The sequence below is a fragment of the Ornithinibacillus xuwenensis genome (assembly GCF_039614845.1).
GTDB classification, from domain to species: Bacteria; Bacillota; Bacilli; order Bacillales; family Amphibacillaceae; genus Ornithinibacillus; species Ornithinibacillus xuwenensis.
In genome coordinates this window covers 184779-199958 of sequence record NZ_JBDIML010000006.1, presented here as the reverse complement: position 1 = coordinate 199958, position 15180 = coordinate 184779, and the positions used below count along the sequence as shown (strand labels likewise).

Sequence of the window (15180 nt, the reverse complement as noted above, 5' to 3'; positions counted from 1 at the left end):
TGTAAGTCCATTATACTAAATAATAAACAAATTTTGGGTGTCTTGTTTTGTCAAATACTAACTAGTTTTGTAGGCGATAGGAACTAAATTTCGAGCTTATTTCTCCGAGCTAATAAAGCAATAAGACCGCCAGAGATGATTAAGATTCCACCAATAAATAGAAAGTTAAACATATTTGTTGCAGTATCCGGTAGTTCAGAACCACCATCACCACTGTCTACTGATCCATCCACACCCTCATAGTCTTTATCATCCGTATCAGATCCATCATCTGGGTCTTCCTCTCCAGGATTATCACCACCCGGATCCTCTGTACCCTCTGCTGTAAATATAAACGTGAAACTCGAATCTAACCCCTGATATTCATTTCCAAGATGCTCCGGAAAGCGTACGGTTATCTCTAAATCTTCTTCAGTACTTGATTTTAAGCTTCGTAAGGGAAGGTTATCAAAATCAGCAATTTTTCCACTATAGATTGTTTGGCTGCTATCCGTAATTTCTAACATTAATTCATTAAACAACTTAGTACTTCCATTATTTTTCACATGCATACTGTAGTCTAGATTCATTTTGCCAATGTTTTGAACTGTAATGGTTCTAGGTGCCCAATCACCGGGTTTCATATTATCAATGTCAAACAGAACATCATCCGGTTGTATTCCTATATCAATCTCTGCAAGCATACTATTATCAGATTCGGCAGAAACAGAAGGATAGGAAATAAAAGCTGTTAATATGAAGGCGATACTAAACAGAAGAGCTTTTCTCAAGCCGATTCCCCCCTTTTAAGGCAAGCTTCTCATGTATAAACTATGAGGTTACACGATTATCTTGGGATTCCTTACTTTCTTTTTTGTTTGACGAATCTAGTGCCATAACGGTTTTCCAAATCGTAATGCCAGAATAAATCAGAACGATAATACCCGGTATTAATAATAGGAAAGCACCGTTTTGGGACTGAGCAAAGTTTACAAAATATCCAACAAATGGAATTGTGAAACCAGTATATTCAGCCACTACATTATCTGATAGTACCGGATTTAGATCCTCTGCATTATTGTTATCGCCCTTTGTTCGATACATGGTTTCTTTTCCATTATTAATTACTTCTGTTATTCTGTGTGTAATTAATTTATCATCTTCTTCCTTAAAGGTAATAACATCACCTTTTCCAAATCGTGTCATATCTCCACCAGGCTTTACTGCAATGATAGATCCTGTTTTAATCCCTGGTTCCATTGATCCTGAAAGAACTGTTTTCAGTTGATACCCAAAAACCTCTGGATCTCCTCCAGATATTTTTGTAGTTATCACCATTGTAGCTACTGTGATTAATAACAAAAATAGAACCGTTGTTACAATTGAATTTAGCCATTTCATGACTCTTTTTTTATTCATTACCTTCACCGTCCTCTGGGTTAGTCGGTTCGTCTACGTTCACAGGATTATCTGTATCTGTGTTTTCCTCAGCCTTGTCAGCATCTTCATCCGCTTCTGATTCTCCCTGTTCATCTGGCGCTTCCGCGTCATCAGCAGGTGACTCTTGCTCACTTGTTTTTGTTTCCTCATTCTCTTTCTTCACATTTTCCTCAGTTGATTCGGTCGGAGTGGTCGTTGGTTGTTCCTCTTGTGAATCTTCTACATTCTCTACTGGTTCTGACTGTTCTTCTGTTTGTTTATGACTCTTACACTTTATTTTTTCGCTCCAAGTAGATTCCTCATCTAACTTTTCTTGATTTGAAAAGGCTTTGAACATATAGAACCCTTCCTGATTAGCAGAAAAAGTAAGCTCCACCGTTTCTCCCGATGCTAGGGCCGGTATAACCCCCTCGCTATCAGATAGATCAAGCTTGACACCATTTTTAGGGTTACCTTTTTCGGCATAATACACTTCATACAAGCCTTCTTCTTGCATATTATCTTGACCGATGTTTTGTATGACAACCGTTATAGTAGATGGGCAGTTTTTAATGTTTTGATTTCCTTGTTGTTGAAATTCTAAATTGATATCCAATTCCCATTCTCCAGCAGTAAGAACACCATTAACTTGATTATTCGTAATGAAGTAAGCAGATGTATTGTCTGTCAAATAGCTCATGGAAAAAATAATCAAGTAACAAGCTAAGACTCCCTTTGAAACAATAAAAAACACACGGTTTTTCATTCGATATTTTTTTATTCGTTTACTTCTCAACGTACAACGCCACCTTTCTTGATTGAGAACACGTTATTTATATGTATTCACAAAAATAAACCCTCATGTTTTATTCTTGGGAATACATATAAGATTGGGAGGAGAAGTGGTGACTTCCCCTCCGATAAACAACTTATCTTTCTTCACCTTCAGTTTGTTTCGCATCAAATGTCCAAGTAAGGTTTAATGCATCACCTTGGAATTCATTTTGATCTTGACCATTATCAACAAATTCAAATGCTACATACATGTAGTCAGAAGTTCCAGCTGGAAGGCCACTATCTTCTCCGAAGAAGTTATACCAATTTTGTAAACTTTCAACTGCATCTGGAGTCATGCTTTGTAGATCATATAATGTCGTGGATGAGATTACATCGTTATAATCCCAATCCCATTCAATTGGATCAAAACCAGTTTTATCAACGTTCTCTAAGAAGTGAACGATGATATGCTTACCAAAGTCATCCACATTATCACCTTGAGCGTCATCAACTGTATAAGAAGTAGATAATTCTACTGCAGAAATATCTAGAGAACCTTCATTAACTAAGTAAAAATCACGAACCATTGTATCACCAGGCTTTAAGTTATCAACATCAATGATTACAGATGGATCAACACTTAAATCTAATGTACCTGCAGCAAAAGTGTTATTTGTTTCTTCAACATCATTGAAGTATGCAAATGTACCTCCACCAATTAAAGCAATACCTAATGCAGCTGTCGCTAAACCCATTCCTAATTTTTTCTTAATGTTCATCTCTTAATTCCTCCCTAAAATAATTGTTTATTTAAAAAAACTACTTCATATATACACTTTTGAACTTTCGCATTTTCAAAAGTGCGAGAAGACAAACTCTAGAAATCCATCTCCTCCTCTCATATGTATCTAACCAGTTAAATACAATCGTTCTTTAATAAGTCGTTTTTGTTTCTTATAAAGAACAACCTAGTTGAAGTATAGGACATTTCTCATAGAAAGAAAAATTCCAAAAACCCCCAAAATTTCGTTATAAAGAACGTATTACTTTAATTATTGCAGTTTTTCTTTAATTTCCTTAATTTTACTATTTTTTTAAAATATTTTATTCTTTACAAAGAACGTCTATATATTGAAATGACAAGGTTTTTAAAAATTGATACAATTTATGAATAGTATGACGTTCAAAAAAAATATCCTATAAGGAGAATGTCCCATGAAAAAGATTGCAATCATCTTATTGTTTTTCGGAATTGTTCTTGTTTCAATAGGAGGCGTTCAATTAATCAATACCAAGAAAGCCCAAAATCAGAGCTTACAAGAGGCCCAAGCTCTGCTGGAAAGCTCAGAAAAGCAATATCCCTCCGACGCACAATCCAATCAATATGATATAACTGACTTTAATCCTGAAATAGGTGAGAAGGTCGGTATTTTACATATTCCTAAGCTATCTGAAGATCTCCCTATTGTAGAAGGTACGGATGAAGATGAACTTGCAGTAGGTGTTGGGCATTATAAGGATTCTGCATTTCCCACTGAGAACGATCAAATTGTTTTATCTGGTCACCGTGATACTGTATTCCGTCGTATGGGGGAATTAGAACTCGGTGATACCTTGGTCGTGGAGCTACCATATGGTGAGTTTAAATATGAAATTATACAGACTGAAATTGTATCTGCTGATGATAAAACTGTAATTCGTTCAACAGCACCAGATGAAGTATTAACGCTGACAACCTGTTACCCATTTACATTTATTGGGAATGCTCCGGATCGATACATTATTACCGCGATTCCAACTACCCAAAATTCAGATGAGTAAATCATGTAGTTTGTATTAGACTAAGCTTAAAGGATTCGATATAATAATTTCCAATCGTTAACAATTTTTCAACAAGGTAATTTAAGGAGAATAAAACGTGACAGAGTCTAGATCTGAACGAAAAAATAGTAATAAAAAGAGAAAATGGCTATATTGGGTTGGTGGAATATTAATAACAATTCTAATAATTGGTGGAGGTTATCTATGGTACGTTTGGGATAAGCTTCATGACACGGTTGAAGATATGCATAATCCATTAGCAAGAGATGAAGATCCAGAGCGTCAGGAAGAAATAAAAGGTATATTCAATGATAAAAAGTCATTAAATGTATTGTTACTCGGGGTTGATGAACGAGAAGGTGATAAAGGGCGTTCCGATACGATGATTTTAATGTCATTAAATCCCAACACCGACTCGATGAAAATGTTAAGCATTCCAAGAGATACTTATGTTATTATCCCTGGTCACGGAATGGATAAAATCAATCACTCCTATGCTTTTGGAGGTGTGGAGTTATCCATCCAAACAGTAGAAGAGGCCTTCGATGTTCCAGTCCATTTTTACGGAAAAGTTAATATGGAAGGGTTTGAACAAGGTGTCGATTCCTTAGGAGGCGTCACGATTACTAATAATATGGAGTTTACACAAGATGGTGTGTATTTCCCAACTGGAGAAATTCATTTAAACGGTGAGGAAGCACTTTCTTATATAAGGATGCGTAAGAACGATCCTAGAGGCGACATGGGACGTAACGAAAGGCAACGTGAGGTGATTACGGCAGCTATCGATGAAGCCGCAAGCTTTACCAGTATTACAAAGGTTGGCGAAATACTTGGTATACTCGGTAACAACGTGAACACAGATTTAAACATGGATAATATACAAAATTTATTTACAAATTATCTCGGTACTAGAGCAAATGTTGAGACAATGGAAATATCAGGTAGTGGTCAGATAATTGGGGGCACCTGGTATTACATCGTACCAGATACAGAATTTAATCGTATTACAAACGAAATTACAGCTCATATGGAAGCGAACTAACACCAAGCCACCTGTTCATTCAGCGTGGCTTTATTCATATAAATAGATGAAAAAATGTTATAATTACTTTTAGGCAGCATATCAGTTATTCAGGGGGATTAAAATGAGACGTTTATTACAAATTTGTTCGATTATTCTAGTAATCTTTATTGCAGGTTGCTCTGAAGATGAGGTAACTCCACACGAACGTTTTGATGCATATGTTGATCTTTGGAATAAACAAGATTTTACAAGTATGTATGATATGTTAACATCAGATTCAAAGGAAAAGTATCCAACTGACCAATATATCGATCGCTATCAAAAAATATATGAAGATTTAGAGATTAAGAACCTTGAAATTACCTATTCAAAGCTATCAGATGAACAATTAGACAATGCGATGGAGGAAGGTAATGCAACGATACCATTCACAGTCAAAATGGATACCATGGCGGGTCCGATTTCATTTGAATATGAAGCTAGCTTGGTTCAACAAGGTGAAGAGGAAGAAAAGAACTGGTATCTCACCTGGGATCCAGGGTTTATCTTTCCTGAAATAAAGGATGGTGGTGAGATTCGTATTAGCACGACTGAGCCCACTCGTGGTGAAATCCTTGATCGAAACCTACTCCCTTTAGCTTTAAATGGAAACGTATTGGATATCGGGATTGTCCCAGAAAAACTAGGTGATAATCCAGAAGCTAATATTGAAAAACTAGCAGGTTTATTAAATATTTCTGTTGATTCTATTAATACTGCCTTAAGCGCAAGCTGGGTAAAGCCAGAATATTTTGTACCTATAAATAAGCAAGTCCCCGATTCTAATCAAGATCTATTAAATCAACTATGGGAAATTGAAGGGGTGGCAGGTCAGGAAACATTAGGTCGCGTTTACCCATTAGGTGAAGCTGCTGCACATCTAGTTGGCTATGTAGGAAAAATTACCGCTGAGCAATTAGAAGAAAAGGACCCTGAAAGATATACAGCTAACGATATGATTGGGCAAACTGGTCTTGAGCTATTATATGAAGAGCGTCTGAAAGGAGAAAAGGGTGCTAAGATTTATGTTACAAAAGAGGATGGCTCCGAGATTACACTAACAGAAACAGAAGTGAAAAATGGAGAAAACATTCAAACAACCATCGACAGCACAGTTCAAGACGAGCTTTATCAATCATTAGAAGAGGCTCCAGGAACAGCTAGTGCTATTAACCCGAAAACGGGAGAGACTCTTGCCCTTGTCAGCAGTCCTTCCTTTGATCCAAATAAGATGGTCTATGGTATTTCCCAAACGGAATGGGATGAGCTACAAAATGATCCTAACCGGCCAATGTTCAATCGATTTAGTGCAACCTATGCACCTGGTTCCGTTATCAAACCGATTACGACGGCTATTGGATTACAAAATGATACCATTCAACCTGAAGAGGAAATTGAAATTGAAGGTTTAACCTGGGGTAAAGGAGAAGAATGGGGAAATTATGAAGTTACAAGAGTTGCTCAAGCAAATCCTGTCAACTTATTAACCGCACTAACACTATCTGATAATATTTATTTTGCTATGAAAGGGGTAGAAATGGGCGGTGAAGCACTTACTAGTGGGTTACAACAATTTGGATTTGGTGAAGAACTACCAATAGATTTAGCGATTACGACATCAAGTATTTCCACCACAGGGACACTAGATGACGAAGTACTCTTAGCCAATACAAGTTATGGTCAAGGAGAAATTGAAACAAATGTGCTGCACATGGCAACCATGTATACACCGTTTTTAAATGATGGAAAAATGCTTAAGCCAACCATTCTTATGTCAGAAGAAAAAGGGCAAATTTGGAAAGAAAATCTAGTTACAACAGAACAAGCAAGCATTATTAAAGATGCAATGCGAAACGTTGTTTTAGAAGGAACGGCAAGCTATGCAAAAAAGGCATCCTTTCCGATGTCTGGAAAAACTGGAACGGCAGAATTAAAGCTTACGCTAGATGATGAAAATGGTGAGGAAAATGGCTGGTTCGTTGGATATCCTACAGAAGAACAGGATATTCTGGTTGCGATGATGATGGAGAATGTTAAGGAAATTGGCGCTAGTGGATTAGTTGTTCAAAAAGTCACGGATGCGCTTGAAAACATAAAATAAACGTTCAGTAGACTGTATTCAACATAAGATGAGCTTGTACGATGAATTCAATTATTGATACAAAAAAGTGGCGAATCCTATGGATTCGCCTTTTCAAATTTATAATAGTGCAATCAAGTCATAAAAAGCTTCTTCATTTCGTTCATCCAATGCTTTATCAATTAAGCGCTTTACATTCTGTTGCTCTAACTCATCCATAATAATATCAATTTTATCATCCATCGCTTTTGCCTTATCGTTAGCAAGATGTGGTTTTGCAATGAAGTATAATTTAATCAAAAAATCTGGAAGTCCAATTAATTCATTCATGGATAAAGAAAAGATTTTATTATCCTTTCTAAATGCAAAAATTGCATCTAAATTTTCAATTTTTTTCGTCCTACGATTTATAACAAATTCCTTTGCTTTCGTTGGTACAAAATGGTATGTTTCATTCTCAATTGAAATAGTAAAATGTTCTTGCTCCAAAAATACATGAATATAATCTAAATCTGTTTTTATACAATAGGGCTTTAGTAGTTTTACCGTTACCATTGCTTCTCCCCCCAGTGTTCAATTTAGAAACTAAGATAGTTATTATTGGTTACCCTTTACTTCTGTGTACAAAACATATTTTTATAAAAAACAAATCAAAAGGAGCATACTTTTTATACCATTAGGTATTTAAGCATACTCCTTTTGATTCATAACAACCTCACTAGTTCACGAAATTTTTCTTCGTTTTTTTCATCTAATGCTTGATCGATTAGACGTTTAATATTTAATTTTTCTAATTCTTCTATAACCAGTTTATTTTCAAACTGATGTTGATCAACTTCTTCATAGCCTTCATAATACGGTTTTACAATATTGTGTAATTGCGTTAGGAAATCGGGAAGTGAAATTAATTCGGTCATCGTCATATAAACGATATCTTTACCTTTTTGGAAAGCAAAACGACTTCCAACATTTTCGACCTTACGTGTTCTGCGGTTGATGCGAATTTCTTTGCCTTCTATTGGAATAAATTGATAGACTCTTTTATTAATGATTACAGAAAAATATTGATACGCTAATATTATTCTTACATAATGATCATCAGCTTTTATATAGTATGGCTTTAGCATCTTTACAGATATCACACAGTCCACCTCCCAATGTATATTAATCTCATAATATTCAGTTAATTAATTTTACATTATCTTGAAATGAAACACAAGTGAAAGTTCACCTACAATTAAAAATCAGTAAAAACGTCCTGCTATAAGCAGATAGTCCTGTAATAGGCAGTAGAAACAACTGTTCACTCAATAATTTTATTCAGAATAAATGATTTTATTTTTTCCACTTCCTTTGGATCAATTAGAACCTGCTGTTCTAAAGCAATCAGCGCTTCTCCTGCTAACTGTAGTTGCTGCACGCCCTTTTTCATAAAGGATTTGTAGTCTAAATTTAACCGTTTAATATCTGTTGCGTATTTCTCATCAGTACCGGAAGTCACTGCTTCTTTATACATATCGATTATTTCTTCACCAGGCTTTTCAGGGAAGTACTCATGTGGATCGGTACTATCGAAAACACAAAAATCTAGATCCCGAACTAAAACCATGTCGATACTATTTGGATCAAAGCTACAGTGATATAGCTCTACATCATATCCGTGCTCATTACAAGCAGCCATAATTTTTTTCATAAAGGTAGATTTTCCAGTTCCCGCACGTCCCTTAATGAAATACTTCGAGGTTAAACCGTTTAATAGCGTTGGAACTACATTTACGACACCATCTTTGGTATTCGTTCCAAAGAACCGGTGAAAAACTGCTGGGTCTTGCTTTCCATTCGGAGTATCTTTTAGTACCTTTTGAATATATTCATCTGCCATTTCATTAGCACGATCAAAGTCCATTTCCTTTATATAGATTTCCTCCAGATCATCATGCACTTTTAACCCCTTCCAAAAATCTTCATAGGCTTGTTGTGTATAATTTTCTATGTTTGTAATAGCATCTGTTGATTCAAAGCTTAGAATTTCATCTTTTGTAAATAAGGATAAATTTATTTCAAATGCACCGTTTAAGGCCGCTGTAGCGATTCTTTCATCAATAATAGCTACTTTCTTATCTCTAATAATGACACCATCTAAAAATTCCTTACCAATTGAACTGTATAAGACTTCGATATCATTTGTAGGTTCGTACTCATGTATAATTTCTTGGATAATGGCTGATTTGAGGGTATGTGATGGATGTTTTAAAATAATATGATGAAAAAAGTTGGTGGTATTTGTTGGTAAAAAATTTACAAAGCCTTCTGCCGTATTTCCACTGACGTAATAACCAATTTTGCTTGGCAAAATGACACATCCTTTTTTAATGGAATTTACTCTATGTTACATTATGTATAGGCAGAAAACTTGGTGAATATTCGAATAGTTTTTTCAGCTATAATTAAACACTCCCATATAAATGGGAGTGTTCCATCATATCAGGCACCATATGTTTTGCTTATATACGGTGAATTATAGTTTTATTAAGCTTTACTTCACTTCTGGCAGTACACGAACTTCTTGTGTCATGACAGATTTACACAATGGGCATTCCGGCTCCTGTTCAAAACTAAAAGATTCTCTCATCCAGCCTTTACAATCACCACTTGAGCATACCCAAATATTTGTTTCAACTTCCGGGACTGGCTCTTTTGGTCCTCTTGAAAAAGACATGACAGCACCCCTTTCATTGTTGTATCTTTATTATACTCTTTTTTAACACACAAAGAAAGGGACCATCGATTTACATCTGAAGTGAAACATATTTAATCGGATTTTCATTTCCGGTAGTTATCCTGTAACTTGAGAAGTAATGATATTACTACCCGTTTCGATTAGACTCTATGACAAAATGTTCAATTGCTTTTGCAACTCCATCTTCATCGTTCGTATCTGTAATATGGTTGGCCACTTTTTTAATTGCTTCCTGTGCATTTCCCATTGCAACACCAATACCAGCCTCTTGAATCATTTTTATATCATTCAAGCTATCACCTACAGACATGACATTGTCCATCGTAATGTCTAGTTTCTGACAAACACGCTCCAATGCTTTCGCTTTACTAACACCCTTCGGATTAATTTCAATATTAGTGGGGAGTGAATTTGTAATTTCTAATTCAGCAAAGTAGGAAAGCTCTTTAACTAATCTAGCTAATTTATCAGTATCTTCTGAGTCACAGCCAAATTTCAACCAGTCATAATCATAAAAATTATCAGGTCGCTCTCCACGAAGAAATCCTTCAGTTGATATCATCCACATCTCAACTCCAAGCTCCAGACCAAGATGCCAGATCTTTTCAACAATTTCAGTATCCAATAAGTGCTGCTCCAGTAATTCCTTTTCCATCGTCCAAATCTCGCCACCATTACAAGTCACCAAATAGGAAGCTAGATTTAATTCCTGTGCATATGGATAACAGGTGCTTAACGACCTACCTGTACTCAGTACAACATGAACTCCTTTTGCAAGTGCTTTGGCTATCGCTTCCTTCGTACGATCCGATACCTGATGCTCCTTCGTTAACAATGTACCATCCATATCCAGTGCGATTAATTTGATTTCAGACATCAAAAAACTCCTTTATATTTGTTGTTTAGATACCTCGTCTTTTTGAATTCCTCGATCAAAAAGTTTCGTTGTGATAAATGGGATAAACAATAAAGCAATTAATAGAAAGAATAGTAGCTTAATATTATACAAATCTACTACAACTCCACCCAAAAATGGTCCTAGCATTCTACCTGCAGCCGCGACACTATTAACAAACCCTTGATAAAAACCGGCACGACCATGAGGCGCTAACGCATTTGCAAGTGTTGGAATTGCTGGCCATACAAGCATTTCACCTATTGTTAAAATAACCATTGCTACTGCAAACATGGTAAATGCTTCTGCATACATTGCAATTACATAAGAGAATATGAAAATTGTCATTCCGATATATATATGACTCTTGGTAGTCGTAACTCTTTTTGTAAACAGTCGTAACAATGGCTGACCTAATACAATTAAAAATCCATTAATTGCCCATAGTGAGCTATATTGTTCTAGAGGCACTCCTATATCCTGGGTATACGATGCGATTGTAGATTGCCACTGACTGTAGGCAAACCATGTCACCAAGAATCCTGCACTTAATATGATTAATGCTATAAAAGCTGATTTATCCTGTATTTTTCCACTTTGTTCAATAACAGAGGTATGCATATTTCGGTTTTTTTCTTCATCCATGCCTCGAAATGCAATGAGTACAATGATAAAAAAGACAGCAAACAATGATGCATTTGCAATAAAAATATAATCAAATGAAATACTTGCTACAAATCCACCAATCGTCGCCCCTAAAGCAACACCTAAATTCTGGGCTACATAAATCGCATTAAAAGCACGTCGTCCACCTTCAGGCCAGACCGAACCAGCCATTGCAAACATTACTGGCCATGTAATCCCTGAGCCAAAACCAATTAGAACTAACATGATTGAATACGAAACAATATCGTGGTTAAACGAAAGGATTAATGAAGCACTCATTGAGAGAACCGTACCAAGCAACATCGTCTTATAAGCACTAAAACGATCAAACAGGATACCTCCTATCAGATTACCTGCAATACTAGCACCCTGATTAAACATTAGTATAAAACCAGCAAACGCTAAGCTTTTACCTAATTCATTATGCATGTAAATCGTATTTAGTGGCCATAAAAAAGAACCACCAGTTACACTAATGGTAGTAGCTATTACTAAAAGCCAAATATACCTCGGCATCGTTATCATCTCGCATTCCTATTTTCATCAACCAGACAATTTTAATACATTCATGAAGTTAAAGCAATGGAGATGAAATAAATAGTGTTGAAGTTTTTTCTAACTATGCCAAGTGTATAGTTGACTCTAAATAACTTTATGATTACAAACAAGAAATTGCTATTTTTATGGCTTCTAACAAATCAGCCTGTGACCAGCTTGGCATATTTTTCTTAACTGCTAGTGCATGTGAAGCTGGTATATGAATAAACCCGGATGGTCGATCAAGTCCATTTTCTTTAAAGTAATGTAAACCATGATACATTACATTATTACATAAATATGCTCCCGCAGTATTCGATATCTTAGCAGGATAACCAGCATCCTTTAGTTTTTCTACAATTTCATAGATTGGAAGCTTAGAAAAATATCCGTCTGGTCCATCCTCGAAAATAGCCTCACCATTTGGTTTATGACCTTTATTATCAACTGGACCATCATTACAATTAATCGCAATTCTTTCAGGTGTTATGCAATTTCTTCCTCCAGCAAGTCCCAGTGAAATCACTGCATCTGGGTTATGCTTTTCAATTAATTCGACAAGCTGACTACCAGATTTATGAAAGTCTACTGTTAATACTTCACCTATAATTTGATAATCCTGAATTAGTTCCCCATTTAACATCGTTACAATGTCAGATGTTGGATTAATTGGAAACTCTAAAAATGGTTCAAATCCTGTTAATAATAATTTTCTCATATTGGCACCTCTTCTATTTAATATTGTTACGGAATGTTGATAAGTTGGTTAAAAGCATTTCTCTTCTATTATAACGAGATTGTGCTTCCTCAATAGAAACTGGATAAAATGAAATCTTACTACTAGGGACAAGCTGTGCAACCTTTGGTATATCGGTTGCTATAATGGTTCCAATTCTTGGATAACCTCCCGTCGTTTGCCGATCAGCCATCAAGATTATTGGTTGTCCATTTGGTAATATTTGAACTCCTCCAAACGGCACTGCATCCGACCAAATACTATCTATCTCTTCTAGAGACAAATCCTCAGCCTGTAAACGATATCCCATTCGATTTGAATTGGCTTGTAAGGTAAATTCCTTTTCAAAAAACATGCTACGATATGCACTTGGGATGGATTCTGTGTGTGGTCCTTCAATAACAGCAACCTCTGCTTTCTTTTGATAGGTGGGAATCAAATAGTTATTCATTGAAATCCCGTGCTTTCCTTCCATCGGATTACCTCTAAGATGTGCATTAGCTTCTAATGCTTTTCCAAGTCCACTTTGAATATCTGTAGAACGACTATCGAAAAATGAAGGAGAACTAAAACCGCCCGCTATAGCTATATAAGCAAATACTCCAGCTTGATATTTTCCAAACCTTAGTCTATCTCCAGTTTTCATCCGAAAGGAAGTCCACATGGGCTTCCTTTTACCATTTACCATTGGTTCAATATTAGCACCGGTTATAGCAATAGTTATAGAAGTTTTTGCTTCTAATTCTGGACCGGTTAGGGTAACTTCGAGACATGCCTCTCCCCTAGGATTTCCAACCAGAATATTAGCCAATTGAAAAGCATAGGTATCCATTGCTCCAGACACCGGTACACCATATCGCTGATAACCAATTCGTCCCATATCTTGAATCGTTGTTAGTAGTCCTGGTTTAATTACCCGGAAGATTTCTCTCGTCTTCACTAGGAGTTCAACACCTTTCCCCTATTGCCATTACGTCTATTCCTAGTTTAATCAATTCTTTTTGTAATCGTTCTGCAAAAGAAATTGCTTGTGGATTATCCCCATGAATACAAATTGTATCTGCTTCAATAGTTAGCTGAGAACCGTCAACAGCTTCTACCTTTCCGTGAACGATCATACGCTTGACTTGTTCTATTGCTTTGTGTGGATCATGAATGAGGGCATTTTGCTCCGTACGTGGTGTTAACGTCCCATCTTTCTGATAGGTCCGATCTGCAAATACCTCCGAAGCAACGGTTAACCCGTGTTTTCGCCCTTCTGTAAGAAGTTCACTACCAGCTAAACCATAAAGAATTAAAGAATTATCTACATCATACACTGCCTGAGCAATTGCCTTTGCAGCTTCCTTATTACGAGCTGCTACATGATATAATGCTCCATGAGGCTTTACATGATGTAATGCTACATGATGAGCTTTGCAAAACGCTTGTAGACTTCCAATTTGGAAGATTGTCCAACGATAAATTTCCTCTGGTGACATTTCTATCTTTCGTCTACCAAATCCCACTATATCCGGAAAACCTGGATGAGCACCTATAGAAACCCCATTTTTCTTTGCAAGAGCAACGGTTTGATGCATCACATTCGGATCACCAGCATGTGCACCACAAGCAATATTTGCTGAGGTAATATGATTCATTAGCTCCTGATCCCCACCAAATGTATAAACTCCATAGCTTTCACCCATGTCACAATTAAGATCTATCCGCTTCTCCGTCATTATCAGACCACTCCCCACTATTTAAGATAGTCTACTCGAACCTGGAATTCTTCCTTTTCTAGCTGTAATTCTATATCATGAAATTCTTGCTTGGTAATTTCATAGAACTTCACTGAATCGCCTGGTTGAAATAAAAAAACATCCACCTGTTTCAATGGTGCGAATAACGTTAATGGTGTCCGTCCTATAATATTCCAACCACCTGGTGATTCAGTTGGATAGATACCTGTTTGCTCATGTGCAATACCAATCGATCCAGCTGGTATCCTTCCACGCGGATTTTTCAGTCGTGGAATGACTAATTTTGGGTTTAGTCCACTTAAATATGGAAATCCTGGCAGAAACCCAAGCATATTAACGAAATAAAGTGGTTCTTTATGTAGTGTAATGACGTCATTTTTCTCTAGATTTGCATGTTTGGCAAGCCTTTCTAAATCGGGGCCTTCCTCTCCTCCATACAGCACCGGTACATGAACAACCCGATTAGGATGAATCTCTATATTTTTAGGTTCATTTCCTAGTTCGTATACAGCATCTCTCAATTCGTGATACAAAATCTCACCAGGATTATAGTATATTGTAACAGACTTATAGGCAGGCACCCACTCTACAATTCCGGATATAGATGCTTCCTCAATCAAATTACAAAAGCTTTGTATTTGTCTATTTAACGGAAGTGATACGTCACCAGAAAAGAAAACAATTATCGCCTGATCCCCATTTTGTTGAATCCTCAATTGTAT

The 15180-nt window shown here is 36.3% G+C and carries 17 protein-coding genes; 3 read left to right on the top strand and 14 right to left on the bottom strand.

What is annotated here, in order from left to right:
- Positions 1-83 precede the first annotated feature (83 nt).
- From ABC228_RS16165 to ABC228_RS16150, 4 genes are all read right to left on the bottom strand, one after another.
- On the bottom strand, positions 84-770 hold the full coding sequence (locus ABC228_RS16165) for a TasA family protein (RefSeq protein WP_345826213.1): 687 nt from the start codon (positions 768-770) through the stop codon (positions 84-86).
- A gap of 40 nt (positions 771-810) precedes the next feature.
- On the bottom strand, positions 811-1398 hold the full coding sequence (sipW, locus tag ABC228_RS16160; RefSeq protein ID WP_345826212.1) for a signal peptidase I SipW: 588 nt from the start codon (positions 1396-1398) through the stop codon (positions 811-813).
- Entirely contained in the window at positions 1391-2194 is an 804-nt protein-coding gene (tapA, locus tag ABC228_RS16155) for an amyloid fiber anchoring/assembly protein TapA (protein ID WP_345826211.1), read from the bottom strand. Before tapA ends, sipW begins: the two co-directional genes overlap by 8 nt.
- 133 nt (positions 2195-2327) lie before the next feature.
- Positions 2328-2954 (bottom strand): TasA family protein, encoded by a 627-nt coding sequence (locus ABC228_RS16150; protein ID WP_345826210.1) that lies wholly within the window; start codon positions 2952-2954, stop codon positions 2328-2330.
- Positions 2955-3390: 436 nt separating this feature from the next.
- Between ABC228_RS16150 and ABC228_RS16145 the strand changes: the two genes are divergently transcribed.
- The 3 genes from ABC228_RS16145 to ABC228_RS16135 all read left to right on the top strand — a co-directional run bounded on the left by ABC228_RS16145 (position 3391) and on the right by ABC228_RS16135 (position 7163).
- Positions 3391-3996, top strand: coding sequence for a class D sortase (locus ABC228_RS16145; RefSeq protein WP_345826209.1), 606 nt, complete (start codon positions 3391-3393; stop codon positions 3994-3996).
- 97 nt (positions 3997-4093) lie between these two features.
- On the top strand, positions 4094-5041 hold the full coding sequence (locus tag ABC228_RS16140) for an LCP family glycopolymer transferase (RefSeq protein WP_345826208.1): 948 nt from the start codon (positions 4094-4096) through the stop codon (positions 5039-5041).
- A gap of 103 nt (positions 5042-5144) precedes the next feature.
- The gene (locus ABC228_RS16135) at positions 5145-7163 is read left to right on the top strand and encodes a penicillin-binding transpeptidase domain-containing protein (RefSeq protein ID WP_345826207.1); all 2019 of its coding nucleotides are present in this window, start codon (positions 5145-5147) and stop codon (positions 7161-7163) included.
- Positions 7164-7262: 99 nt separating this feature from the next.
- Here the strand turns inward: ABC228_RS16135 and ABC228_RS16130 are convergent, their stop codons facing one another.
- From ABC228_RS16130 to pxpB, 10 genes are all read right to left on the bottom strand, one after another.
- Positions 7263-7697 carry an IDEAL domain-containing protein gene (locus ABC228_RS16130; protein WP_345826206.1) on the bottom strand — a complete coding sequence of 145 codons (435 nt, stop codon included), beginning with the start codon at positions 7695-7697 and terminating at the stop codon, positions 7263-7265.
- Between the two features lie 149 nt (positions 7698-7846).
- Positions 7847-8284: an IDEAL domain-containing protein gene (locus ABC228_RS16125; RefSeq protein WP_345826205.1), complete on the bottom strand. Its 438-nt coding sequence runs from the start codon at positions 8282-8284 to the stop codon at positions 7847-7849.
- Between the two features lie 161 nt (positions 8285-8445).
- Positions 8446-9495 (bottom strand): hypothetical protein, encoded by a 1050-nt coding sequence (locus ABC228_RS16120; RefSeq protein ID WP_345826204.1) that lies wholly within the window; start codon positions 9493-9495, stop codon positions 8446-8448.
- A gap of 183 nt (positions 9496-9678) precedes the next feature.
- Complete coding sequence (locus tag ABC228_RS16115; protein WP_345826203.1) at positions 9679-9861, bottom strand: cold-shock protein; 183 nt, start codon at positions 9859-9861, stop codon at positions 9679-9681.
- Between the two features lie 148 nt (positions 9862-10009).
- Positions 10010-10759 carry a Cof-type HAD-IIB family hydrolase gene (locus ABC228_RS16110; protein WP_345826202.1) on the bottom strand — a complete coding sequence of 250 codons (750 nt, stop codon included), beginning with the start codon at positions 10757-10759 and terminating at the stop codon, positions 10010-10012.
- A gap of 12 nt (positions 10760-10771) precedes the next feature.
- Positions 10772-11959, bottom strand: a complete 1188-nt coding sequence (locus tag ABC228_RS16105; protein WP_345826201.1) for an MDR family MFS transporter — start codon at positions 11957-11959, stop codon at positions 10772-10774.
- Positions 11960-12101: 142 nt separating this feature from the next.
- Positions 12102-12698 carry a pyroglutamyl-peptidase I gene (locus tag ABC228_RS16100; protein ID WP_345826200.1) on the bottom strand — a complete coding sequence of 199 codons (597 nt, stop codon included), beginning with the start codon at positions 12696-12698 and terminating at the stop codon, positions 12102-12104.
- A gap of 13 nt (positions 12699-12711) precedes the next feature.
- The gene (locus tag ABC228_RS16095; RefSeq protein WP_345826199.1) at positions 12712-13656 is read right to left on the bottom strand and encodes a 5-oxoprolinase subunit C family protein; all 945 of its coding nucleotides are present in this window, start codon (positions 13654-13656) and stop codon (positions 12712-12714) included.
- A 7-nt stretch (positions 13657-13663) separates the two neighbouring features.
- Positions 13664-14437, bottom strand: coding sequence for a LamB/YcsF family protein (locus ABC228_RS16090; protein WP_345826198.1), 774 nt, complete (start codon positions 14435-14437; stop codon positions 13664-13666).
- Between the two features lie 17 nt (positions 14438-14454).
- Complete coding sequence (gene pxpB / locus ABC228_RS16085; RefSeq protein ID WP_345826197.1) at positions 14455-15174, bottom strand: 5-oxoprolinase subunit PxpB; 720 nt, start codon at positions 15172-15174, stop codon at positions 14455-14457.
- Between the last annotated feature and the right edge of the window lie 6 nt (positions 15175-15180).

Excerpts from the sequence above, each read along its gene's own strand:
- sipW (WP_345826212.1), bottom strand. The coding sequence starts at position 1,398 with ATGAATAAAAAAAGAGTCATGAAATGGCTAAATTCAATTGTAACAACG.
- ABC228_RS16150 (WP_345826210.1), bottom strand. The coding sequence starts at position 2,954 with ATGAACATTAAGAAAAAATTAGGAATGGGTTTAGCGACAGCTGCATTA.
- ABC228_RS16145 (WP_345826209.1), top strand. The coding sequence starts at position 3,391 with ATGAAAAAGATTGCAATCATCTTATTGTTTTTCGGAATTGTTCTTGTT.
- ABC228_RS16135 (WP_345826207.1), top strand. The coding sequence starts at position 5,145 with ATGAGACGTTTATTACAAATTTGTTCGATTATTCTAGTAATCTTTATT.
- ABC228_RS16130 (WP_345826206.1), bottom strand. The coding sequence starts at position 7,697 with ATGGTAACGGTAAAACTACTAAAGCCCTATTGTATAAAAACAGATTTA.
- ABC228_RS16115 (WP_345826203.1), bottom strand. The coding sequence starts at position 9,861 with ATGTCTTTTTCAAGAGGACCAAAAGAGCCAGTCCCGGAAGTTGAAACA.
- ABC228_RS16110 (WP_345826202.1), bottom strand. The coding sequence starts at position 10,759 with ATGTCTGAAATCAAATTAATCGCACTGGATATGGATGGTACATTGTTA.
- ABC228_RS16105 (WP_345826201.1), bottom strand. The coding sequence starts at position 11,959 with ATGCCGAGGTATATTTGGCTTTTAGTAATAGCTACTACCATTAGTGTA.
- ABC228_RS16100 (WP_345826200.1), bottom strand. The coding sequence starts at position 12,698 with ATGAGAAAATTATTATTAACAGGATTTGAACCATTTTTAGAGTTTCCA.
- ABC228_RS16090 (WP_345826198.1), bottom strand. The coding sequence starts at position 14,437 with ATGACGGAGAAGCGGATAGATCTTAATTGTGACATGGGTGAAAGCTAT.